This window comes from Micromonospora sediminicola (assembly GCF_900089585.1).
Classification (GTDB): domain Bacteria; phylum Actinomycetota; class Actinomycetes; order Mycobacteriales; family Micromonosporaceae; genus Micromonospora; species Micromonospora sediminicola.
Map to the genome: position 1 here is coordinate 1,238,161 of NZ_FLRH01000004.1, position 22,388 is coordinate 1,260,548.

General features: G+C 74.6%; 19 protein-coding genes. 13 read left to right on the top strand and 6 right to left on the bottom strand.

Translation table 11 applies throughout. From position 1 onward, the window contains the following. The first annotated feature begins 92 nt into the window (after window positions 1–92). The 7 genes from GA0070622_RS27300 to GA0070622_RS27330 are packed head-to-tail and all read left to right on the top strand — an operon-like array spanning window position 93 to window position 8,048. A complete protein-coding gene (locus GA0070622_RS27300; RefSeq protein WP_245666849.1) occupies window positions 93–1,286 on the top strand; it encodes a hypothetical protein in 1,194 nt (397 codons plus the stop codon). 3 nt (window positions 1,287–1,289) lie between these two features. Further along, window positions 1,290–2,141 (top strand): glycosyltransferase, encoded by an 852-nt coding sequence (locus GA0070622_RS27305; protein WP_091580962.1) that lies wholly within the window; start codon window positions 1,290–1,292, stop codon window positions 2,139–2,141. Next, entirely contained in the window at window positions 2,138–3,232 is a 1,095-nt protein-coding gene (locus tag GA0070622_RS27310) for a glycosyltransferase family 4 protein (RefSeq protein ID WP_091580966.1), read from the top strand. The genes GA0070622_RS27305 and GA0070622_RS27310 overlap by 4 nt, the downstream gene beginning before the upstream one ends. Then, a complete protein-coding gene (locus GA0070622_RS27315) occupies window positions 3,219–4,553 on the top strand; it encodes a hypothetical protein (protein ID WP_091580969.1) in 1,335 nt (444 codons plus the stop codon). The genes GA0070622_RS27310 and GA0070622_RS27315 overlap by 14 nt, the downstream gene beginning before the upstream one ends. Beyond that, window positions 4,550–5,476, top strand: coding sequence for a glycosyltransferase family 2 protein (locus GA0070622_RS27320; RefSeq protein WP_245666850.1), 927 nt, complete (start codon window positions 4,550–4,552; stop codon window positions 5,474–5,476). The genes GA0070622_RS27315 and GA0070622_RS27320 overlap by 4 nt, the downstream gene beginning before the upstream one ends. Further along, entirely contained in the window at window positions 5,476–6,333 is an 858-nt protein-coding gene (locus GA0070622_RS27325; RefSeq protein ID WP_091580974.1) for a glycosyltransferase, read from the top strand. Before GA0070622_RS27320 ends, GA0070622_RS27325 begins: the two co-directional genes overlap by 1 nt. Window positions 6,334–6,362: 29 nt before the next feature. Beyond that, window positions 6,363–8,048, top strand: a complete 1,686-nt coding sequence (locus tag GA0070622_RS27330) for a glycosyltransferase family 39 protein (protein ID WP_176710578.1) — start codon at window positions 6,363–6,365, stop codon at window positions 8,046–8,048. Here GA0070622_RS27330 and GA0070622_RS27335 read toward each other — a convergent pair. Then, entirely contained in the window at window positions 8,045–9,226 is a 1,182-nt protein-coding gene (locus GA0070622_RS27335) for a hypothetical protein (RefSeq protein WP_091580978.1), read from the bottom strand. The two genes, GA0070622_RS27330 and GA0070622_RS27335, sit on opposite strands and share 4 nt — an antisense overlap. Before the next feature lie 125 nt (window positions 9,227–9,351). Here GA0070622_RS27335 and GA0070622_RS27340 point away from each other — a divergent pair, with 125 nt between their 5' ends. Genes GA0070622_RS27340 through hutH form a run of 6 tightly spaced genes read left to right on the top strand, consistent with a single transcriptional unit; the run spans window position 9,352 to window position 17,171 of the window. After that, window positions 9,352–10,197, top strand: coding sequence for a MurR/RpiR family transcriptional regulator (locus GA0070622_RS27340; protein ID WP_091580981.1), 846 nt, complete (start codon window positions 9,352–9,354; stop codon window positions 10,195–10,197). Between the two features lie 12 nt (window positions 10,198–10,209). After that, entirely contained in the window at window positions 10,210–11,859 is a 1,650-nt protein-coding gene (gene hutU, locus GA0070622_RS27345; RefSeq protein ID WP_091580985.1) for a urocanate hydratase, read from the top strand. 11 nt (window positions 11,860–11,870) lie between these two features. Continuing rightward, window positions 11,871–13,091 carry an allantoate amidohydrolase gene (locus tag GA0070622_RS27350; RefSeq protein WP_091580990.1) on the top strand — a complete coding sequence of 407 codons (1,221 nt, stop codon included), beginning with the start codon at window positions 11,871–11,873 and terminating at the stop codon, window positions 13,089–13,091. Beyond that, window positions 13,088–14,440 carry a formimidoylglutamate deiminase gene (locus tag GA0070622_RS27355; protein ID WP_176710611.1) on the top strand — a complete coding sequence of 451 codons (1,353 nt, stop codon included), beginning with the start codon at window positions 13,088–13,090 and terminating at the stop codon, window positions 14,438–14,440. The genes GA0070622_RS27350 and GA0070622_RS27355 overlap by 4 nt, the downstream gene beginning before the upstream one ends. After that, complete coding sequence (hutI, locus tag GA0070622_RS27360) at window positions 14,440–15,636, top strand: imidazolonepropionase (protein ID WP_091584092.1); 1,197 nt, start codon at window positions 14,440–14,442, stop codon at window positions 15,634–15,636. Before GA0070622_RS27355 ends, hutI begins: the two co-directional genes overlap by 1 nt. Continuing rightward, window positions 15,633–17,171 (top strand): histidine ammonia-lyase, encoded by a 1,539-nt coding sequence (hutH, locus tag GA0070622_RS27365; protein ID WP_091580997.1) that lies wholly within the window; start codon window positions 15,633–15,635, stop codon window positions 17,169–17,171. The genes hutI and hutH overlap by 4 nt, the downstream gene beginning before the upstream one ends. 4 nt (window positions 17,172–17,175) lie before the next feature. Here hutH and GA0070622_RS27370 read toward each other — a convergent pair whose 3' ends face one another. From GA0070622_RS27370 to GA0070622_RS27390, 5 genes are all read right to left on the bottom strand, one after another. Next, window positions 17,176–18,915 (bottom strand): hypothetical protein, encoded by a 1,740-nt coding sequence (locus tag GA0070622_RS27370; RefSeq protein ID WP_141684638.1) that lies wholly within the window; start codon window positions 18,913–18,915, stop codon window positions 17,176–17,178. A gap of 124 nt (window positions 18,916–19,039) precedes the next feature. Then, window positions 19,040–19,663, bottom strand: a complete 624-nt coding sequence (gene rdgB / locus GA0070622_RS27375) for an RdgB/HAM1 family non-canonical purine NTP pyrophosphatase (RefSeq protein ID WP_091581005.1) — start codon at window positions 19,661–19,663, stop codon at window positions 19,040–19,042. Beyond that, the gene (gene rph, locus GA0070622_RS27380; protein ID WP_091581009.1) at window positions 19,660–20,388 is read right to left on the bottom strand and encodes a ribonuclease PH; all 729 of its coding nucleotides are present in this window, start codon (window positions 20,386–20,388) and stop codon (window positions 19,660–19,662) included. Before rph ends, rdgB begins: the two co-directional genes overlap by 4 nt. A gap of 54 nt (window positions 20,389–20,442) precedes the next feature. Next, window positions 20,443–21,189: an MBL fold metallo-hydrolase gene (locus GA0070622_RS27385; protein ID WP_091581013.1), complete on the bottom strand. Its 747-nt coding sequence runs from the start codon at window positions 21,187–21,189 to the stop codon at window positions 20,443–20,445. A gap of 225 nt (window positions 21,190–21,414) precedes the next feature. Continuing rightward, window positions 21,415–22,380 (bottom strand): PLP-dependent cysteine synthase family protein, encoded by a 966-nt coding sequence (locus tag GA0070622_RS27390; RefSeq protein WP_091581018.1) that lies wholly within the window; start codon window positions 22,378–22,380, stop codon window positions 21,415–21,417. Window positions 22,381–22,388 lie beyond the last annotated feature (8 nt).

Here is a 22,388-nt window from a genome sequence, read left to right on the forward strand (position 1 = left end):
CGATTGCGGAGGGCCGCTCCGGTCGGGTAGAACAGGCCGGCGACGTGGACTCGTCGTGCCCGCACATCCGCGCATCCTGGGGGAGGACCGTGGTGGACCTGGCGCGGCGTCTCGTCTCCCCCGAGCGTCTCTACCTCGTCGCCCTCGGCCTGACCGGGCTCGCCGCGCTGGTGTCGGTGACCCTGCCGGCGGCGGAGCGGGGGGAACTCGCCGCGAACATGGTGAGCGCCACGGTGGGTGCCGCGCTCGGCGGTCTCTCCGTCGACACCTTCCTGCTCTCCCGCCCGGCCGGCTGGATCATGTCCCGGGGCCGGGGGTGGATCGCCGGCATTCTCGCCGTGTCACTCGGTCTCACGGCGCTCGCGGCGGCGGCGCTGACCACGGCGGCCGGTCTGGGCAGCCACCCGGTGGCCATCGCGGCCGGCTGCGCCCTCACCGTCTTCAACACCGCCGCCTCGCTGGGTCTGCGGCTGCGCCGGTTCTGGTTCGTCTACGCCATGCGTGCCCTCGGCGGCGCGGTGCTGGTGGCGGGCTACGGGCTGCTCTGGCTGGGCCGGCGGCTCGACGGTGGACTGTGGAGCGAGCTGTGGCTGGGGGTGCAGGTCGGCACCGCGGCCGTGCTGGGCGTGGCGGTACTGGCCTGGGCGCGGCGGTCCGGGCCGGTGGCGGCGGCAACGGCCGGGCGACAGGAGTACCGGGCGGACCTGCTCGCGGTGGGCCGCCTGCATGTCGGAGTGTGCGCGCAGATGCTGACGTACCGGTTGGGTCAGGTGCTGGTGGCCCGGTTCGCCGGCGCGGGTCCGCTCGGCGTGTTCGCGCTGGCCGTGGCGGCGCTGGAGTTCGCGCAGTCGGGCGCCGTGGTGCGGGCGCAGCGGATCCTGGCCGAACGCGACCCGGCCGCCGTCGGTGACCACGGTCGCGAGGTCGTCAAGGGTGCGTTCCCGATCGCCGCGCTCGCCGTCGTCGGCCTGGCGGTCCTCGGGGTGCTGTCCCCGGACTACCGGAACGCATGGGTCTTCGGGCTGCTCCTGCTGCCCGGGACACTGGCGCTGTCGGCCGGCAAGACGTGGAGCGCGGCGCTGCTCAAGCGCAGCGGCGAGGGGGCGACCACGGCCGTCGCCCTCGTCACCATGTCCGTGTCGGTCGTGCTGTACGTTCTCCTCATCCCGTGGGCCGGCGCCGTCGGCGCGGCGGTCGCCTCGTCGGTCGCCTACTTCGTGTACGCGCTCCGGACACGACAGCGCCTGCACCGGTCCACGCCGGCACTCGTCAATCGGATGGCCTAAGCGGTGGACGTCTCAATCGTTGTTCTGACCTGGGAAGACTTCGAGCGCACCGACGGCTGTGTCCGTTCGTTGCCGGCCGGCGTGGAAGCCGTCGTCGTCGACAACGGCAGCGCCACCGCGATCAGCGAAGCGCTGCGGGCCATGTGCGCCGAGACCGGCGCCCGGTACGTCCGGTCGGAGACGAACCTCGGCTACGCCCGGGGCATGAACCTCGGCGTCCGGCACAGCACCCGCTCCCGGGTGGTCCTGTCCAACAACGACATCCTGGTACGGCCGGGCGCGATCGAGCGGTTGACCGCCGCGCTCGACGACCCGACGGTCGGCGCGGCGTTCCCGAAGGTGCTGGACGCCACCGGTCGGGACCAGACCGCCGCCGGCCGGTTCCTGACCGTGGGCACCGGGATGGCCCACGCCACCGGGCTCAGCCTCGTCTTCCCGAAGCTGCGGATCGTGGCCCCGCCGGAGCGGGGGGACTGGCTCTCCGGGCCGTTCGTGGCGATCCGGCGGGAGACGCTGGACCGGATCGGCGGGGTGGACGAGTCGTCGTTCTTCTACTCCGAGGACCTGCGACTGTGCTGGGCCGTGCGTCGGCTGGGGCTGCGCCTGGCGTACCTGCCGGAGGCCGTGGTCACGCACGAGGACGACGCGAGCGCGAAGCGCCGGTGGGCCGCGGAGGAGATCGCCCGACGGCAGACCCGGGAGTTCATCCGGGCCAGCCGCGAACTGGCCGGCTGGCGTGGCACGGTCGCCTGTTCCGCGTACACCGTCGGGGTGCTCGCGCGCGCCGCCGTCGGCGGCGGCGCGGCCCGGCGGGCGGTCGCGCGGGGCGCCCTCGAGGGCATGGGTGCCCGATGAGGGTGCTGTTCGTCTGCACCACGGGGGGTTCCGGCCGGCGGCAGCTCGGCGGCGCGGAGCGCTTCCTGGTCGAGATGCTGCCGGCGCTGGCCGCCCGAGGTGTCGAGGTGGTGGCCGCCACCCCGGACGACGAGGTGGCGGAGGCGTTGCGGGCGGCGGGCGTGCGGTGGCTGCCGCTCGGCGCCGCCAGGCGGGTCGACCTCGACTACGCGCGACGGATCCGGGCGCTCGTCGACGAGCTGCGGCCGGACGTGGTGAGCGCGCACCTCCTCTCCGCCGCGATGCACGCCCGCGCCGGGCTGGGTCTGCGCGGCCGGCGCACCCCGCTGGTGGTGACGTTGCACAACAGCCTCTGGCAGTACCGCGACGCGGCCGGGTCGCTGCGGGCCAGGGCCGCGGTGCAGGCCAACATCAGCACCGACCTGATGCTGCGTCGGCTCCGGCCGCACGCGACCGTGGCGGTCTCCGCCTTCGAGGCGCGGGAACTTCGGGTACGCGGGAAGGTCCGGGATGTGCACGTGATCCCGAACCCGCTCCCCGCGATCTGGCCGGACGCGGCCGACGGACCGGACCCCGCGCCGGACGGTCCGGTCCGCGTCGGCTTCCTCGGCCGGCTGGAACGGGAGAAGGGGGCCGACCTGCTCCCCGACGTGGCGACCGCACTGCCCGACGTCGAGTTCCTCGTCGCCGGCGCCGGCACCACGCGGCTGGCCGCACGGCCCAACCTGCACCTGATCGGCCGGGTGGACGCGGCCGACTTCCTCCGGAGGGTGCACTGCCTGCTGGTGCCGTCCCGGGTGGAGGCGTTCGGGCGCAGCGCGCTGGAGGCGATGTCGCTCGGCGTGCCCGTGGTGCACTCCGGGGTCGGCGGTCTGGCCGAGGTCACCGCGGCCGGCGACGGCGTGCTCGCCTACCGGGCCGAGCTGACCGCGCCGGCGTTGGCCTCCGCGGTACGCACGGCCACCCAGCCGGGCGCGTGGGACGAGCGACGCCACGCACTGGCCCGGGAGTACACCGCCCGGCACTCCTTCGCCGGCTGTGTGGACACCTGGTTCGACCTCTACCGAGCGGTGGCCCATGACACCCGCTGAGCGACGGCTCTGGTCGGTCGGGATCCCGTTCGCGCTCGGGGTGGTCCTGCTCGTGTCGACCTGGGACGCCGGGATCGCGGTCACGATCGCGCTGGCCGTCGGCGCGCTGCTGGCCGCGCGTAGCCGGATGTGGGCGTTGGCCGCGTGCGCCGCCGTCTGGACCGCCGCGCTGACCGCCGTGCGCGTACTGCCCGGCCCGTACGACTCCTGGGCCGGTCGCGGGGTGCTGCCGGTGCTGGCCGGCTACGTGACCGTCTTCCTGCTGGCCTGGGCGGCCGGGCGGCGGTTGGTCGATCGGCGGGACGACGTCGGCGCGCGGGCCCGGCCGGAGCTGACCTGGCCGTCCGAGCGGCGCCTGCTGACCTACCTGCTCGTGCTGCTCGGTGTCGCGGCGGCGACCGCGGCGGTCCGTTTCCGGGGCACCGTGCCGCCGCTGCTCGCCGACAACCCGGACGCTGCCCGGCAGGTACTCCGCGAACAGTCCAACCTGGTCATCGGTCTGCTCTCCGAGGCGTGGACGCTCGGGATGGGCATCTCGCTGCTGCGGGCGCTGTCCGGGCAGCGGCGGGCGCTGCCGGTCTACTACGCGCTCACGGCGGTCTTCACCGTCGGCGCCGCGCTCGGCGCGAGCAAGAACTCGGTGCTGGTGGGCATCGCGCCGGCGCTGATCGCCGCGCTGTCGGTGCGGCGTACCCGGGGGCGGGCCGCGAGGTTCCTGGCCGCGCGGACGCCGGTGGTGCTCCTGATCGGCGCCGTGGCGCTCGGCGCGGCGGTGTTCCTCGGCGGGCAGCGCACCATGGCCGGCACCGGCGCGTTCGAGACCGAGTTCCGGGCCCGTTACGGCAGCAACGCGTTGACCAGCAGCGCCGGCTCGCTCGACTTGTCCCTCAGTTCCTCCACCGAGACGTTCGGGCGGGTCTGGTCGCAGCGGGAGCACCTGGACCCCCGGTACGGCACATACTCGCTGACGTTTCTCGGCTCCCGGGTCGAACCGATCGTCGGCAAGGCGGACCTGTACGGATTGACCTCACAGCTCAGCCAGCCGTACCTGATGAACACCGCCACCTTCGTGGCCATCCCGCTGCTCGACTACGGGCCGCTCGGCGCGGTGTTCTTCCTGCTCGCGCTCGGCCTGGCGGTCGGCGCGACGGAACGGTGGTTCGAGTTCTCGGCGGCTCCGGCCGGGCAGTTGGCCAGGGCCTTCGTCGTCTACTTCGCCCTGTTCGGCGTCTACGAGCTGTATCCGTTGATCTATCCGACCTGGCTGAGCCTGGTGCCCGGTCTGTGGATCCTGCACCGGCTGGGGAGGACCGCGGCGTGAGCGGGACGTCGTTCGACGGGCTGACGGTGGTCACGGTCCTGTACCGGTCCGCCGGCATGCTGGCCGAGACGCTGCCGACCTGGGTACGCGGCGCCGGCGACCTGCCGGTGCGGTTCGTCTTCGCGGACAACTGGCCGGCGGACGGGTGCGCCGACGTCGTCGCCGCCCACCTGCCCGCCGACCGCTACGCCTACCTGCCGGACGACGGCAACCCGGGTTTCGCCGCCGGGTGCAACCGGGCCGTGGAGACGGTCGGCACGGGTCACGTCCTGCTGTTGAACCCCGACGTGTGGCTGCCCGACGGCGCGCTGGCCCGGATCTGCGCCGCCGCGGCCGAGCACCCGGACACCCCGCTCGCGGTCGGCCTCGCCATGCACGGCGGCGATTACGTCGGCATCGACCTGAACCCGGTGTCGCTCTTCATCGACCGCCCGGCGACGGTGGCCCGGGCGCCGCTGGGCCCGTCCGGCGGGGCGGCGGTCTTCCCGACCGCGCTGTACCGCCGGTTCGGCGGATTCTGCGAGCACCTGTTCGCCTGGGGTGAGGACGCCGACCTGGCGTTCCGGCTCTACGCCGCCGGTCTGCGCACGCGCGGGCTGGACCTGGTGCTGCCGCACGCCGGCGGGCACAGCGTGGACGGCGACGACCGGTTGCAGGGGTTCCGGGCCTTCCTGCTGGCCCGCAACCGGCTGCTGGTGGCGGCGCGCACGTTCACCTGGCCGTTGCTGCTGGTCGCGGTGCCGGTGCTCGCGCTGGCGCACGTCGCGTTGGCCGCCCGCCGGGTCCGACAGGGCCTGCTGCGGCCGTTCCTGCGGGGCGTCGGGCGCGGACTGGTCGAAGGGCCGGGGGCGCGGCGGCGGTGGACCGGCCGCCGGTTCGGTTTCGGTTCGCTGCTCGGCTACCTGACCGCTCGGAGGGCGTGATGGCGGGACCGGTGTGGACCGTGGTGACGGTCACCTACAACTCGGCGGAGACGCTGCGTCGCTGCTGGTCCGGCGGGAAGCCGTACGAGTGGCTGGTGGTCGACAACGCCTCCGCCGACGACTCGGCGGCCGTCGCCGAGGAGCTGGGCGCGCGGGTGATCCGGTTGCCGGAGAACGTCGGCTTCTCCCGTGCCAACAACGTGGCGCTGCGCCAGGCGGCGGGCCGCTACGTGTTGTTCGCCAACCCGGACCTGGAGGTGCGCCCGGCCGGCCTGGACGCGCTGGCCCGGCACCTGGACACGCACGGCGGACTGGTCGGGCCGCAACTGCTCGGCGCCGACGGCACGCCGCAGGCGAACGGTCGCGGATTCCCGTACGCCACCGCGAAGCTGGGCAACCGCAGGGTGTGGCCGCTGTCCCGCCTGCACGCGTCCTACCGGATAGCGGCCGGTCCCGGCGAGGTGGTCCACGTCGCCTGGCTGATGGGGGCTGCGGTGGCGGGCCGGACCACGGACGTGACCGCGCTGGGCGGGTGGAACGAGCGGTTCTTCCTCTACTACGAGGACCACGAGCTGGGTCTGCGCGCCTGGCGGCACGGGCTGCCGGTCGCGCTGCTCGGCGACGTGCGGTGGACCCACCACTGGGCCCGGGCGACGAACTCGTTGCGCTGGTCGCGGGCACACACGCTGGAGCTGCGCAGCGCCCGGACCTTCTTCGGCATGTTCCCCGAGTTCCTGCTGGGCCTACCGCGTCCGGCCCGCCGGCACCAGCGGGCGGCACGGATGATCGGGTCGCTGGTGCCGTCCACCGTGGCCGATCCGCCGGAGGGCGCGGGGCCGGGCGCGCGGGGCCGCTGACGCGAACGCTGCTTTGATACGGTCTCGCCGTGTCCGTGACACGCCCGCTGCCGGCGTTCTCCCCCGCGGTGGCGCCCGGGTCACCGGCGCCGGCGACGGCGCCCCGACCGGCGGCGTTCGCCGCCTCCGGGTGGGACCGGGTCAGCCGGTCGCCCTACTGGCCGGTCGCCGGCCTGCTCGTGGCCTTCGGCGCCGGGCTGCGGATCCGGCAGTGGGGCTTCGCGCGCAGTTTCTGGAGCGACGAGCTGTACGTGGCGCACAACGTGCGCGAGCGTGGCTACCTGGACCTGTTGCAGCCGCTGGCGTTCAGCCAGTCGGCGCCGCCCGGTTGGCTGTGGCTGGAACGGTTCTCCCTCGAGCACCTCGGCGACTCCGAACGGTCCCTGCGGCTCGTCCCGCTGCTGTTCGGGCTGGCGCTGCTGCCGCTGGTGGCCGGGATCGGGCGACGACTCCTGCCGCCGCTGGCCGGACTGACGGCGCTGCTGCTCGTCGCGGTCGCCCCGTTCCTGATCGGCTACTCGAACGAGCTGAAGCAGTACAGCGCCGAGGCCTTCTTCGTGACCCTGGTGGTCGGGCTGGCGCTGCTGCTGTCCCAGGGTGTGCCGAGCTGGGCCGGTGCGGCCCTGTTCTGGTCCGTCGCCGCGGTCGCGGCCGTCTTCAGCACGCTGTCCATCCCGGTCGCCGGCACGCTCGGCGTGCTGCTGGTCGCGCGGACGCTGACCCGGCCGGGCCGCCTGCCGGGCCAGCGGTGGCGGGACCTTGGTCGGTTCCTCGCCCCGGCGCCGGCCTGGGCCGCGGTGGCGCTGGTGGTCTACGTCCTGTTCCTGGCGCCCGGGCTGGCGGACCAGCAGCTCGCCGCCTACTGGCAGGGTAAGTCGATCTATCCGGCCCACCCCTTGACCGACCTGCCGGCCACCGTGGACTGGATCGTCGCGACCTACCGCAGCCTGGCGACGGTGCCGTTCGTGGCCTGGTCCGCGTTCGTCGTAATACCGCTGCTGGTGCTCGGCGCGGCCGCGGGCCTGCGCCGGCTCTCCGCCGTCGCGGTGCTGGTCCTGCTCACTCCGCTCGCGGCCGGGCTCGCCGGGGCGGCGGTGTCGGTCTACCCGTTCAACGGCCGCCTGGCGCTCTACGCGGTGCCGGCCTGCCTGGTGCTCGCCGCGCTGGCCGCCGCGCCGCCGGAGGTCCGGGCCGGGATGCCAGCTCGCGTCCGCTGGGTGGTCGGGGTGGTGCTGCTGCTGGCCCTGGCGGTGCCGCAGCTGGCCACCGTGTTGGTGGCGACGGTGCATCCGGCGCGGGCCTTCGCCCAGGGCGGCGGCGCCAACGCGGCCGACTACCGCACCGCGCTCGACTATCTGGACGCCCAACGGCGTCCGGGCGACCTGGTGCTGGCCACCACCGTCTCGTGGAACGCCCAGTCCTGGTACGGGCCCCCGGCGGACGCGTACGTGGTGGCGGCCGGCCCCGGCGGCTGTCCGGGGAGGACGGTGTCGACACTGCTGGCGGGGCGCTCGCGGGTCTGGCTCTTCCAGGCGACCGACTGGGCCGACGTGGCGAACCGGGACGTCATCGTCCGGCTCGGCGGCGGTGGCGTCGCCGTCGCCGAGCGGCCGTTCGGCGGTGCCCGGGTGGTCCGCTTCGACCTGGTCGCCGGCGCCACCAAGGGGACCGACGTGTGCCTGGTGCCGCCGCCGAACGGCGCGGCCGTCCGTTAGCTGTGCCGCTGCCAGAGGTCGCGGAGCGCGTCCCAGTTGCCGCCGAGGCCCGCCCCGCACGGGGTCTCCATGTAGATCGCGGCGACCTTGTCGTCCCGGCCCCACCAGATACCGCAGACCGGGCGGCCGTCCTGGCCGTTGCCGGCGTACTCGACGTAGTTGCCGGTGGCGCCGCTGACCCCGCCGGTGGCCTGCGCGGCCTCCCGCATGCCCGGGGCGAGCGCCCGGCCGATGATGCCCATCTGCTGTCGGAAGGCCCGGGCGGCCTCCTTCTTCTCGGCCGACTCATATGCCGCGAAGTGCAGTGACACGCCCAGGTAGCGGCAGAAGACGTGCTGCTTCTCGCCGTCGGCGAGCGCCGGGCCGCTCTTCTCGGTGTTGATCGCGCAACCACCCACCTCGCCGAGCCAGGGCTCGGCGAGCGGCATCAGCTCGGCGTCGAACTTCGCCTTGTTCAGCGAGAGCTGGGTGGCCTCGTAGAGCGCCGGGGAGGCACTCGCCGAGGGGGTGGACGGCTCGTCACCGTCGGCCAGCGCCCCGCCGGCGAGCAGCCCGGCGCCGCCGGCCAGCACCGCGGCCATCACCACGCCGCCGATCCAGAGACCGGTCCGGCTGCGCGGCGGGCGCGCCACCGGGGCGATCCGGGGGCCGCCGGTCGAGGCGAGCGGGTCGGGAGCGGTGGCCTGGGCGGGGATGACCGGGACCGGCATGCCGGGTGACACCGGCGCGCCGGACGACGGCGCACCGGAGACCGGCTGCTGGGGCGCCATCGCCCACGGCTGCGGGCTCCACGGCAGCTGGGGCGGGGACGAGACCGGCTGCGGCGGCGCCGAGACCGGGGGCGGCGGCGGGAGGATCTCGGCCGTGGCGGTGCGCTGGTAGTCCATACCGAGGGAGCCGAACAGCCGCTCGGCGGCGCCGTCCTCCTCGGACGGATAGGCCACCCAGGGCTGGCCCGCGGTGAAGTCGGCGTTGACGTAGCGGTGACCGCCCGGCGTCTGCGCCAGCACGTTGGCGGCGTTGGTGAAGGCCTCACGCCACCGCTGGTCGCCGGCCGCCGCCCCGTCGAGCGTCGCCACGGTCACCGGCCGGTCCTGCCCGTCGAGCGCAGCCCAGGCCCTGCCGACCTGGCACTCGCCCAGCACCTCGGTGAACCTGTACGGACCTTCCGGCTGCATGCCCCACTCCTCTGCTCACCCGCCGTGCGGATAGTACAGAGAGCACGCTCGCGGGTCCGCCCTGCGGTCGGATGGTGGGCGGCGCGGCCTTGCGCGGTGAAAGTTTTCATGCATAGAGTCAGCCCGTGAATGAAAGCGGCGCGTCCAGCCCCGACCGCCTGCTCGACCTCTTCCACGGCGTCCGCCTCACCCCGACCCAGCGCCGCATCGCGCACTGCCTGGTGCGGCACGCGGGCGCGGCGGCGTACCTGTCCGCGGCGGAGGTGGCCGAGCTGGCCGGGGTCAGCCAGCCCTCGGTCACCCGGTTCGCCATGGCGCTCGGGCACGACGGCTATCCGGCGCTGCGCCGCCGGCTGCGGGAGCTGACCGCCGCCGGCGCGACGGACCCGGCCGCCGGGAACGCCCTGCAACGGGCCGTGCACGCCGAGATGGAGAACCTCGACCGGCTCGCCGCCCAACTGGCCGACGCCGACCGGATCGCCGGGGTGGGCCGGATGCTCGCCGCCAGCCGCCCGCTGCCGGTGCTCGGGCTGCGCGCCGGCGCGCCGCTGGCCGCGTACTTCGCGTACTTCGCCGCCAAGGTGCACCCGGACGTGCGGGTCCTCGACGACGGCGGCAGCCTGCTCGCCGACCGCCTCGACCAGGCGGTCGCGGCCGGCGCCACCGCGCTGCTCGCCTTCGTGCTGCCCCGCTACCCCCGGGAGACGCTGGACGCGCTCCGCGAGGCCGCCGACGCCGGGCTGACCGTGGTGGCGATCACCGACTCCCCGGTGAGCCCCGCGGCCGACCACGCCGACGTGGTCCTGCCGGCCGCCGTCGGCGCCGATCTGGTCTTCGACCTGCACACCGCACCGATGACCCTGGCCATGGTGGTGCTCCAGGCGATCTGCGACGCCGCACCGGCCGAGACCCAGACCCGACTCGAGGCGTTCGAGTCGTCCGCCGCCCGCCGCCAGTTGTTCCTCGGCTGAGAGGAGTACGAGATGCACCAGCCCGTCCGCGCCGCCCGGGGCACCACGCGCACCGCGAAGGGGTGGCCGCAGGAGGCCGCCCTGCGGATGCTGATGAACAACCTCGACCCGGAGGTGGCCGAGCGCCCGGAGGACCTGGTCGTCTACGGCGGCACCGGGAAGGCGGCCCGGGACTGGCCGTCGTACCACGCGCTGGTGCGGACGCTCACCGAGCTGCGTGACGACGAGACCATGCTGGTGCAGTCGGGACGCCCGGTCGGGGTGATGCGCACCCACGAGTGGGCGCCCCGGGTGCTGCTGGCCAACTCCAACCTGGTCGGCGACTGGGCCACCTGGCCGGAGTTCCGCCGCCTCGAATCGCTCGGCCTGACCATGTACGGGCAGATGACCGCCGGCTCCTGGATCTACATCGGCACCCAGGGCATCCTCCAGGGCACCTACGAGACGTTCGCCGCGGTCGCCGCCAAGCGGTTCGGCGGGTCGCTCGCCGGCACGCTGACGCTCACCGCCGGCTGCGGCGGGATGGGCGGGGCGCAGCCGCTCGCGGTCACCATGAACGGCGGCGCCTGCCTGGTCGTGGACGTGGACCGGACCCGGTTGGAGCGGCGGGCGCACGACCGCTACCTGGACGAGATCGCCGACTCGCTGGACGACGCGGTCGAGCGGGCGCTCGCCGCGAAGCGGGACCGGCGGGCGTTGAGCGTCGGTGTGGTCGGCAACGCCGCCACCGTCTTCCCCGAGCTGCTGCGCCGGGGCGTCGCGATCGACGTCGTGACCGACCAGACCAGCGCGCACGACCCGCTGTCGTACGTGCCGGAGGGGGTGGAGCCGGGCGACGCCCGGGACTACGCGACGGCCAAGCCGGCCGAGTTCACCGACCGGGCGCGGGCCTCCATGGCCAAGCACGTCGAGGCGATGGTCGGCTTCCTCGACGCCGGCGCGGAGGTCTTCGACTACGGCAACTCGATCCGGGGCGAGGCGAAGCTCGGCGGGTACGAGCGGGCGTTCGACTTCCCCGGCTTCGTGCCGGCGTACATCCGGCCGCTGTTCTGCGAGGGCAAGGGCCCGTTCCGCTGGGCCGCGCTCTCCGGCGACCCGAAGGACATCGCCGCCACCGACCGGGCCATCCTCGACCTGTTCCCGGAGAACGACTCCCTGGCCCGGTGGATCCGGATGGCCGGCGAGCGGGTCGCGTTCCAGGGCCTGCCGGCGCGGATCTGCTGGCTCGGCTACGGCGAACGGGACCGGGCCGGGGTGCGGTTCAACGAGATGGTCGCGTCCGGTGAGCTGAGCGCGCCGGTGGTGATCGGCCGGGACCACCTGGACTGCGGCAGCGTGGCCAGCCCCTACCGGGAGACCGAGGCGATGGCCGACGGCTCCGACGCGATCGCCGACTGGCCGCTGCTCAACGCGCTGGTCAACACCGCCAGCGGCGCGTCCTGGGTGTCCATCCACCACGGCGGCGGCGTGGGGATCGGCCGCTCCATCCACGCCGGCCAGGTCTGCGTGGCCGACGGCACCGAGCTGGCCGGGCAGAAGATCGAGCGGGTGCTCACCAACGACCCGGCGATGGGCGTGATCCGGCACGTCGACGCCGGCTACGACGACGCCCGCGAGGTCGCCGCGCGCACCGGCGTGCGCGTCCCCATGGCCGAGGCGTAAGGAGGGGCCCCTTGTTAACGCATCCTGCATGGAAAGGGTCCCTTCCTCACCGGTTCCGGGAGCTGTGGGACGAGATCGCGCCGATCGGGCGGGACGCCGGCAGCGGCGGCTACCTGCGCTACGCGCTGACCGAGCCGGAACTCACCCTGCGCGCCTGGTTCCGGGACCAGGCCGACCGGCGCGGCATGCCCGTGTCCGAGGACGGCAACGGCAACATGTTCGCCTGGTGGGGCGACCCGGCGGCCGGCGACGCGGTGCTCACCGGCAGCCACTTCGACTCGGTGCCGCACGGCGGGGCGTACGACGGGCCGCTCGGCATCGTCAGCGCGTTGCTCGCCGTGGACGAGCTGCGGGCCGCCGGCGTCACCCCGGTCCGGCCGGTGGTGGTGGCCGCGTTCGTCGAGGAGGAGGGCGCGCGGTTCGGCGTACCCTGCCTGGGGTCGAGGCTGCTCACTGGCGAGATCGACGTCGACCGCGCGGCCGGGCTGCGCGACCACGCCGGGGTGAGCTTCGCCGACGCGCTGGGCGACCGGCCGGCGGGCGCCGACCCGGCGCTGCTCGGCCGCTTCGCGGCCTTCGTCGAGCTGCACGTCGAGCAGGGCCGCGCCCTGGTCGACGCGGACACGCCGGTCGCGGTGGCCTCCGCGATCTGGCCGCACGGCCGGTGGCGGTTCGACTTCACCGGCGAGGGCAACCACGCGGGTACGACCCGGATGGCCGACCGCCGCGACCCGATGCTCACCTACGCGTTCACCGTGCTCGCCGCGAACAAGGAGGCCCGGCTGCGCGGCGCGCACGCCACCGTCGGCCGGGTGTCGGTCGAGCCGAACGCCACCAACGCCGTCCCGTCGCGGGTCACCGGCTGGCTGGACGCCCGGGCGGCCGAGGCGGACACGCTGTACGGTCTGGTCGAGGCGGTACGGACCAAGGCCGCCGAGCGGGCCGGCCGGGACGGCACCGCGCTGACCTGCACACAGGAGTCGGCGACCCCGCTCGTGGCGTTCGACGGTGGGCTGGCCGGGCGGCTGGTCACGCTGCTCGACGCGCCGGTGCTGCCCACCGGCGCCGGCCACGACGCGGGGGTGCTGGCGGCGCACCTGCCCACCGCGATGTTGTTCGTGCGCAACCCGACCGGGGTGTCGCACTCCCCCGCCGAGTCCGCCACCGACGCCGACTGCGCCGCCGGGGTCGCCGCCCTGGCCCGGGTGCTGGAGGAGCTGGCATGCCGTTGACCCGCTGGCTGGCCGAGTACGCCTGGCTGCCCGACCACGCCGAGCCCACCCCGGACGTGCTGATCGAGGCGACGGACGGGCGGCTCACCGCCGTCACCCCGCTGACCGGCGGCGGGTCGCCGGCCGCCGGGGTGGAGGTGCTCGGCGACGCCACCCGGCTGCCCGGGCTGACCCTGCCCGGGCTGGCCGACGCCCACTCGCACGCGTTCCACCGGGCGCTGCGCGGGCGCACCCACGACGGGCGCGGCGACTTCTGGTCCTGGCGGGACCTCATGTACTCGGTCGCCGCCCGGCTCGACCCCGACTCCTACCTCGCGTTGGCCCGGGCCGCGTACGCGGAGATGGCGCTCGCCGGGATCACCTGCGTGGGCGAGTTCCACTACCTGCACCACGGCCCCGGCGGCACCCCGTACGACGACCCGAACGCGATGTCCGCCGTGCTGGTCGAGGCCGCCGCGCACGCCGGCATCCGGCTCACCGTGCTCGACGCCGCGTACCTGACCGCCGGGGTGGACGGCGCGGAGCTGGTCGGCCCGCAGCGCCGGTTCGGCGACGGCGACGCGTTGCGCTGGGCGGAGCGGGTCGACGCGTTCCGCCCGGCCGACGAGCACGTCCGGCTCGGCGCGGCGATCCACTCGGTCCGCGCGGTGCCCGCCGAGCAGCTCGCCACCGTGGCCGGCTGGGCCGACCGGCACGGGCTGCCGCTGCACGTGCACCTGTCCGAGCAGCCGGCCGAGAACGACGCCTGCCGGGCCGTGCACGGGTGCACCCCGACCCGGCTGCTCGCCGACCACGGCGTGCTCGGCCGGCACACCACCGCCGTGCACGCCACGCACCCGACCGCCGCCGACGTGGCGCTGCTCGGCGACAGTCGCACCGGCGTCTGCCTCTGCCCCACCACCGAGCGGGACCTGGCCGACGGGATCGGCCCGGCCCGCCGGATGGCCGAGGCGGGCAGCCCGCTCAGCCTCGGCAGCGACAGCCACGCCGTGGTGGACCTGTTCGAGGAGGCCCGCGCGGTGGAGCTGGACGAGCGGCTGCGCACCCGGAAACGGGGGCACTTCAGCGCCGCCGACCTGGTCACCGCCGCCACCGTGGGCGGGCACGCCGCGCTCGGCTGGGGCGACGCCGGCCGGCTCGCCGTCGGCGACCGGGCCGACCTGGTGACGGTACGGCTGGACAGCGCCCGCACGGCCGGCGTGCCGCCGGTCGGCGTGTTCTTCGCGGCCACCGCCGCCGACGTGACGCACGTGGTGGTGGACGGCCGGACCGTGGTGGCCGACGGCCGGCACCTGACCGTCGACGTCCCCACCGAGCTGCGGGACTCGATCGCGGCGGTGTTGTCGTGATCGGCAGCCTGCTGGTGGACCACATCGGCGAACTGGTCACCAACGACGGGCGGGGCGGCGACCCGCTGGGCGTCCGCCGCGACGCCGCCCTGCTGATCGAGGACGGCAAGGTGGCCTGGGTCGGGCCGGCCCGCTACGCGCCCGCCGCCGACCGGCGGATCGACGCCGACGGCGCGGCCGTGCTGCCCGGCTTCGTGGACAGCCACGCCCACCTGGTCTTCGCCGGTGACCGGGCCGCCGAGTTCGCCGCCCGGATGGCCGGCGAGCCCTACACCGGCGGCGGCATCCGGACCACCGTCGGCGCCACCCGCGCCGCCTCCGACGACGACCTGCGCGCCACCGTGCGCCGGCTGCGCGCGGAGATGCTGCGGCAGGGCACCACCACCGTCGAGATCAAGAGCGGGTACGGCCTGAGCGTCGCCGAGGAGGCCCGCTCGCTGCGGATCGCCGCCGAGTTCACCGAGGACACCACGTTCCTCGGCGCGCACGTGGTCCCCGCCGAGTACGCCGACCGCCCGGACGACTACGTGGGCCTGGTCTGCGGCCCGATGCTGGCCGCCGCCGCGCCGTACGCCCGCTGGATCGACGTGTTCTGCGAACGGGGCGCGTTCGACGCCGACCACGCCCGGGCGATCCTCGCCTGCGGGCAGGCGGCCGGTCTGGGCGTGCGGCTGCACGCCAACCAGCTCGGCCCGGGGCCGGGCGTCCAACTCGGGGTGGAACTGGGCGCGGCCAGCGTGGACCACTGCACCCACCTGACCGACGCCGACATCGACGCGCTCGCCGGTTCGACCACCGTCGAGTGGCTCTCCGGGCCGCCGACCAACACGGTCGCCACGCTGCTGCCCGGGGCGGAGTTCTCCACCCGCTCGCCCTACCCGGACGCGCGCCGGCTGCTCGACGCCGGCGTCACCGTGGCGCTGGCCACCGACTGCAACCCCGGTTCCTCGTACACCTCGTCGATGCCGTTCTGCGTCGCGCTCGCCGTACGCGAGATGCGGATGACCCCGGCGGAGGCGGTGTGGGCCGCGACCGCCGGTGGGGCGGCGGCGCTGCGCCGCACCGACGTGGGCCGGCTGACCCCCGGGGCCCGGGCCGACCTGATGATCCTCGACGCCCCCACCCACCTGCACCTGGCCTACCGGCCGGGTGTGCCACTGATCCGCCAGGTTCTGCACAACGGAGTGCCGCGATGACCACCGTGACCATCCTGTCCACCGGGATCACCCCCGCCGACGTGCTCGCGGTCGCTCGCGGCACCGCCAAGGTCGTGCTCGACCCGGCCGCCACCGAGGCCATGGCGACCAGCCGGTCCATCGTGGACGGCATCGAGGCCGCCGGCCGCCCGGTGTACGGCGTCTCCACCGGGTTCGGGGCGCTGGCCAACACGTTCGTCGCCCCGGAGCGGCGGGCCGAGTTGCAGCACGCGCTGATCCGCTCGCACGCGGCCGGCGTGGGCGCGCCGATGCCCCGCGAGGTGGTGCGGGCCATGATGCTGCTGCGGGTGCGCTCGCTCGCGCTGGGCCGCTCCGGCGTCCGCCCGCTGGTCGCCGAGGCGCTGGTGGACCTGCTCAACCACGAGGTCACGCCCTGGGTGCCGGAGCACGGCTCGCTCGGCGCGTCGGGTGACCTCGCGCCGCTGGCGCACTGCGCGCTGGTGCTGCTCGGCGAGGGCTGGGTGCTCGGTCCGGCCGGCGACCGGATCCCCGCCGCGGACGCGCTGCGCCGGGTCGGGCTGGCGCCGGTGTCGCTGGCCGCCAAGGAGGGACTGGCGCTGATCAACGGCACCGACGGTATGCTCGGCATGCTGCTGCTGGCCGTCCGCGACGCCCGGCACCTGTTCGCCATGGCCGACGTCACCGCCGCGCTGGCCATCGAGGCGATGCTCGGCTCGGAGCGGCCGTTCCTGCCCGAGCTGCACGCCATCCGCCCGCACCCCGGGCAGGCCGCGTCGGCGGCGAACATCCACCGGCTGCTGCAGGGTTCGGCGGTGATGGACTCGCACCGCGACGACCTGGCCCACGCGGTGCAGGACGCGTACTCGATGCGCTGTGCCCCGCAGGTGGCCGGCGCGGCCCGGGACACGCTCGACTTCGTCGAGGTGGTCGCCGGCCGGGAGCTGCTGTCCGTGGTGGACAACCCGGTCGTGCTGCCCGACGGGCGGGTCGAGTCGACGGGCAACTTCCACGGCGCGCCGCTCGGCTTCGCCGCCGACTACCTGGCCATCGCCGCCGCCGAGGTGGGCGCGATCGCCGAACGGCGGGTGGACCGGCTGCTCGACGTGGCCCGCAACCGGGACCTGCCGGCGTTCCTCTCCCCCGACGCCGGGGTGAACTCCGGGCTGATGATCGCCCAGTACACCGCCGCCGGCATCGTGGCGGAGAACCGCCGGCTGGCCGCCCCCGCCTCGGTCGACTCGCTGCCCACCAGCGGCATGCAGGAGGACCACGTCTCGATGGGCTGGGCGGCCACCAAGAAGCTGCGCACCGTGCTGGACAACCTGACCAGCCTGCTCGCGGTGGAGCTGCTGGCCGCCGTACGCGGACTTCAGCTGCGGGCGCCGCTGGAGCCGTCGCCGGCGGGCCGGGCGGCGCTGGCCGCGCTCGGCGGGGCGATCGGCGAGCCGGGGCCGGACGTGTTCCTCGCCCCGCTGATGGAGGCGGCGCGCGAGGTGGTGCTCGGGCCGGCGCTGCGGGCCGCGATCGAACGCGAGGTCGGCCCGCTCGGCTGACCGGTCAGGCCCGGCTCCACCGCAGCATCCCGCGCAGCGGATCCGGGTCGTCGTCACAGAGCTGCGTGAAGCGCAGAGTCAGTGCGGTGAGGGCACCGTCGGCGTCGTGGGTGGCGGTGTCCACCACCAGGTCGCCGGTGACCTTGTTGCAGGCGCGACCGTTTCCGCTCACCGACAGGGCGGCCTTGACGGGGTTGCCGGCGGCGCCGTAGCCGACGGGGTACCAACCCGGCTGCCAGACGGGAGCCCATCCCGGCTGGCCCGCGAGGAAGTTCCAGGTCTCGCTGTAACCGTCGCCGAAGCTCAACCGCACCCCGGCCGCCGACCAGTCCGCCCGGGCGGCGGTGTCCACCGCCAGCAGCCGCGTCTGGCCCTGCCCGACGAACTCGCCCGGGGCCGAGGCCAGATAGAGCCAGTTGCCGGCGGCCGGCACCGCACCGGCGGGCGGCTGCCACGGATAGGTCGAGGGATCCTTCGCGGGAGCCGGCACGGTGGCATCGTCCCGCTGGTAGCGGACGAAGCCCCGCGTCGGGTCCAGCGAGTCGGGGCAGAACTGCTCGAAGCGCAGGACGAACCGGTCCAGCGTGCCGTCCCCACCCCGGGCCACGTCCTCCAGCACGAAGGTGGCAGTCGCGTCCGGGCTGCTGCAACTGGTCCCCGCACGCCCGGCGTCGAAGCCCGGCACGCCGTACTGGTAGCCGTGCACCGTCCAGGCGCCGGCGACGATCGGGCTGACCCGGTCACCACTGGTGGTCAGGCGCAGGGAGGCGTCCCGGTCGCCGTCGAGATCCACCCGTAGCTCCCCGTCGCTCTCCACGACCTTGACCCCGGCGGTGGCCAGGGTGTCGTACGTGCTGATCCCCTGGCCGGCCCAGTCGCCGATGCTGCTCTCCAGGTAGACGGCGGTGGCCGGCCCGGACAGCACCGGCTCCGGTGCCGTCCACGGCAGCGGTACGTCGTCGGCGTCGTCCCGGAGGATCCGGACCTGGCCCCACGGGTCGCCGATCTGCGCGTTGCCCGCCGACAGCGGTTTGAGCAGCAGGGTCTCCAGCGGCTCCGGCGACACGTCACCCTGGACGGTCAGCGGGATGGAACCGGAGGTGGTGCTGCCCGGGAGGGTGAGCGTGCCGCCGGCAGCGGCCACGTCCTCGCCGGTTCGCGCGGTGTACTGCGAGCGCAGCTCCCAGATGAGGGAGGTGGACTTCTTCGCCGGCACCGGAAGCGTGACCGGCACCGCGACCCGGACGGATCCGGAGTCCGGTTCGGGAACCGTGACGTCGCCGATCACGAACCCGGCGGGCACGCCGTCGAAGACGGCGTCCCGGATCACGACCCGCCCCACCGCACGCTCGACGCCGGCGCCCGCGACGGCGCTGACCTCGACGGTGGCGACCTGGTCGAGCGTCTCCGTCACGCCGTCCCCGCGCACCTGCACCGGGACGGACGTGGCCTGCTGGCCGGCCGCGATCGTGCCGGTGCCGGACCCGAGCACCAGGTCGGCGCCGTCCGCCGTGCCGGCCCGGACCGCCCAGGTGAAGGTGACCGGCGCGGTCGCCGGCCGGTCCAGCACCACCGGCACCGCGGCGCGGGCGTCGGGCGCACCGCCGATCGGCTCCATCAGCCGAATGTCGCCGACGCCGAGCGCGGGCGACGTGGTCGCGGCGGCCGGCGCGGCGCCGACGGCGACCGACGCCCCCACCACCAGGACCACCGGCAGGACACGACACAGTGGACGAACGAGCATGGCGCTTCCCCCGTCGAGAAGGGCCCGACGCTCGGGACAGGCCTGCACCGACGGTATGGCCGGGGTCACCCGTCCGCAACCGGACGCGGCCCGACGGCCGTCGGTTCCGCCGCCGTCGCCGCCCTCAGCCGGTTGCGGGGAGCACCTTGGCGACCAGCTTGGCCAGCTCGCGCAGCGCCTTGCCGCGGTGGCTGACCGCGTCCTTCTCCTCGGGCGTCAGCTCGGCGTTGGTCCGCTCCTGCCCGTCACCCAGGAAGATCGGGTCGTAGCCGAACCCGCCCTCGCCGCGCGGCGCGCGCAGCAGCCGGCCCGGCTGCCGGCCGTCGACCAGGTGCTCCTTGCCGCCCGGCAGCACCAGCGCCACCGTGCAGACGAAGGCCGCGCCCCGGTGCTCGTCCGGCACGTCGGCCACCTGGTCCAGCAGGAGCTGGAGGTTGGCGCGGTCGTCGCCGTGCCCGCCGGACCAGCGGGCGCTGAACACCCCGGGCATGCCGTTGAGCGCGTCCACCGCGATGCCGGAGTCGTCGGCGATGGTCGGCAGGCCGGTGCGCCGGCAGCCCTCCCGGGCCTTGATCAGCGCGTTCTCGCCGAACGTCAGGCCGGTCTCCGGCAACTCCGGATATTCCTCCACGTCGTCGAGGCCGAGCAGGGCGATCCGGTGGGCGCCGAGCGCGCCGTCCAGGATCCGCTGCAACTCGACGAGCTTCTTGCGGTTACGGGTGGCCAGGAGCACCTTGTTGTCGGTCACAGGTTCAGCGCCTTCCGCTGCGCGTCGGCCAGTTCCAGGCAGCCCGCCACGCCCAGGTCGAGCAGCGCGTCGAGCTGGTCGCGGGCGAAGACGCCGGCCTCGCCCGTGCCCTGCACCTCGACGAAGTCGCCGGCGCCGGTACAGACCACGTTCATGTCGACCTCGGCGGTCACGTCCTCGGCATAGCAGAGGTCGAGCATCGGCTCGCCGCCGATCACACCGACGCTCACCGCGGACACCGAGCGGTGCATCACCTTCTCCACCTTGCCGGTGAGCGCCTTGCGCTCGGCCAGCCAGGTCACCGCGTCGTACAGGGCGACGTACGCGCCGGTGATCGCGGCGGTGCGGGTGCCGCCGTCGGCCTGGAGCACGTCGCAGTCGAGCACCACGGAGTTCTCGCCCAACGCCTTCAGGTCGACGCAGGCACGCAGGCTGCGGCCGATCAGCCGGGAGATCTCGTGGGTGCGCCCGCCGACCTTCCCCCGGACGCTCTCCCGGTCGGAGCGGGTGTTGGTGGCGCGGGGCAGCATCGCGTACTCGGCGGTCACCCAACCCAGCCCGGAGCCCTTGCGCCAGCGCGGCACGCCCTCGGTGACGCTGGCCGTGCAGAGCACCCGGGTCGCGCCGAACTCGACGAGCACCGAGCCCTCCGGGTGGGTGCTCCAGCCCCGGGTCAGCGTCACCGGTCGGAGTTGGTCGGGCCGCCGCCCGTCAGGTCGCGCCATGCCTGCACCCTATGCGGTGCGGTGATCGCCCCGCCCGCGGGTGCCGCCGGCCGGTCAGATGTCGTAGCTGGCGCCCGCCCGGACCACCTCGAGCGGCCCGGCGAACGCCCCGGCCGCCGACTCCACCGTGTGCGACTCGCTGCCCCACGCGGGGACGAGGTGGGTGAGCAGCAGCCGGCCCACCCCCGCCTTGGTGGCCGCCTCGCCGGCCTCCCGGCCGGTCAGGTGCAGGTCCGGCGGGTTGTCCACGCCGTCCATGTAGCTGGCCTCGCAGAGGAACACGTCGGCGTCCTGGGCCAGCCGCAGCAGCGCCTCGCAGGGCGCGGTGTCGGCGGAGTAGCAGAACACCCGGCCACCGTGCTCCAGCCGCACCCCGTACGTCTCGACCGGGTGGTTCATCCGGTCGACGGTGACGGTGAACGGGCCGATCGGGAACGTGCCCGGCTGCAGGCCGTAGAACTGGTAGACGTCCTCCACCGAGCCCTCCTCCTGCCCGTACGCGCTGGCCAGCCGGTCCGGCGCGCCGGAGGGGGCGTACATCGGCAGAGGCGGGTACGGGCCGTCCGGCGCGTACCGGCGCACCACCACGTAGGACACCGCGTCGAACATGTGGTCGCAGTGCAGGTGGGTGAGGAGGACGGCGTCCGGGGCGTGCAGCCCGACGTAGCGCTGGAGCGTGGAGAGCGAACCCACCCCGAAGTCGATCAGGAGCCGGAAACCGTCGGCCTCCAGGAGGTAGGCGGAGCAGGGGGACTCGGGCCCGGGGAAGCTGCCCGCGCAGCCGAGGACGGTCAGTCGCATCCGGTTGCCTCGATCTCACGGTGGGTAGTCGACGCGTCGGAAGTCGCCCCGCCGTTGATCTCTACCGACGCGCTCGCCACGCTGCGCAGCCTACGCGTCGGCCCGGTCGGGCAAGAATCATCTGCCGGAAGTTGTCATCAACGTGACACCCGTACACGTCTGGTCCCGGGAGATGACGACGGTCCGGCCGGCGACACGTCGCCGACCGGACCGATCGTCGGGCCGTCAGGCCCAGAGCTGACCCTCCAGGGCGTCCTCGGCGTCCGCGAGGGTGCCGCCGTACGCCCCGGTCGACAGGTATTTCCAGCCGCCGTCGCAGACCACGAAGGCCACGTCGGCACGGCGGCCGTCGCGGACCGCCTCGTGCGCCACGGCGAGCGCGGCGTGCAGGATCGCGCCGGTCGAGAACCCGGCGAAGATCCCCTCGACCTCGACCAGCTGACGGGTCCGCAGCACCGCGTCCCGGGTGCCGACCGAGAACCGCCGGGACAGCACCCCGGCGTCGTACAGCTCGGGCACGTAGCCCTCGTCGATGTTGCGCAGGCCGTAGACCAGCTCGCCGTAGCGCGGCTCGGCCGCCACGACCTGGATCCCGTCGACCTTCTCCCGCAGGTAGCGGCCGGTGCCCATGAGCGTGCCGGTGGTGCCCAGCCCGGCCACGAAGTGGGTGATGCCCGGCAGGTCGTGCAGCAGCTCCGGCCCGGTCGTCTCGTAGTGCGCCCGGGCGTTCGCCTCGTTGCCGTACTGGTAGAGCATCACCCAGTCCGGGTGGTCGGACGCGATCTGCTTGGCGGTGGCGACGGCCTGGTTCGAGCCGCCGGCGGCCGGCGAGAAGATGATCTCCGCGCCGTACATCCGGAGCAGTTGCACCCGCTCGGTCGAGACGTTCTCCGGCATCACGCACACCAGCCGGTAGCCCCGCAGCTTCGCCACCATGGCCAGCGAGATGCCGGTGTTGCCGCTGGTCGGCTCCAGGATGGTGTCGCCGGGGCGGAGCCGGCCGGCCTCCTCGGCCGCGCGGACCATGAACAGGGCCGCGCGGTCCTTGATGCTGCCGGTCGGGTTCCGGTCCTCCAGCTTGGCCCAGAGCCGCACCGGCGGCGCGCCGTCGGGCACCGTCGGCGAGAGCCGCGGCAGCCCGACCAGCGGCGTGCCGCCGGAGGCGTCGAGCAGACTGTCGTACCGCGCCATACCGACCC

Bases quoted from the DNA above. Each gene is read 5' to 3' on its own strand.
- hutH (WP_091580997.1), top strand. From the start codon at position 15,633: ATGACCACCGTGACCATCCTGTCCACCGGGATCACCCCCGCCGACGTG.
- GA0070622_RS27385 (WP_091581013.1), bottom strand. From the start codon at position 21,189: ATGCGACTGACCGTCCTCGGCTGCGCGGGCAGCTTCCCCGGGCCCGAG.
- hutU (WP_091580985.1), top strand. From the start codon at position 10,210: ATGCACCAGCCCGTCCGCGCCGCCCGGGGCACCACGCGCACCGCGAAG.
- GA0070622_RS27310 (WP_091580966.1), top strand. From the start codon at position 2,138: ATGAGGGTGCTGTTCGTCTGCACCACGGGGGGTTCCGGCCGGCGGCAG.
- GA0070622_RS27315 (WP_091580969.1), top strand. From the start codon at position 3,219: ATGACACCCGCTGAGCGACGGCTCTGGTCGGTCGGGATCCCGTTCGCG.
- GA0070622_RS27390 (WP_091581018.1), bottom strand. From the start codon at position 22,380: ATGGCGCGGTACGACAGTCTGCTCGACGCCTCCGGCGGCACGCCGCTG.
- GA0070622_RS27370 (WP_141684638.1), bottom strand. From the start codon at position 18,915: ATGCTCGTTCGTCCACTGTGTCGTGTCCTGCCGGTGGTCCTGGTGGTG.
- GA0070622_RS27325 (WP_091580974.1), top strand. From the start codon at position 5,476: ATGGCGGGACCGGTGTGGACCGTGGTGACGGTCACCTACAACTCGGCG.
- GA0070622_RS27335 (WP_091580978.1), bottom strand. From the start codon at position 9,226: ATGCAGCCGGAAGGTCCGTACAGGTTCACCGAGGTGCTGGGCGAGTGC.
- rph (WP_091581009.1), bottom strand. From the start codon at position 20,388: ATGGCGCGACCTGACGGGCGGCGGCCCGACCAACTCCGACCGGTGACG.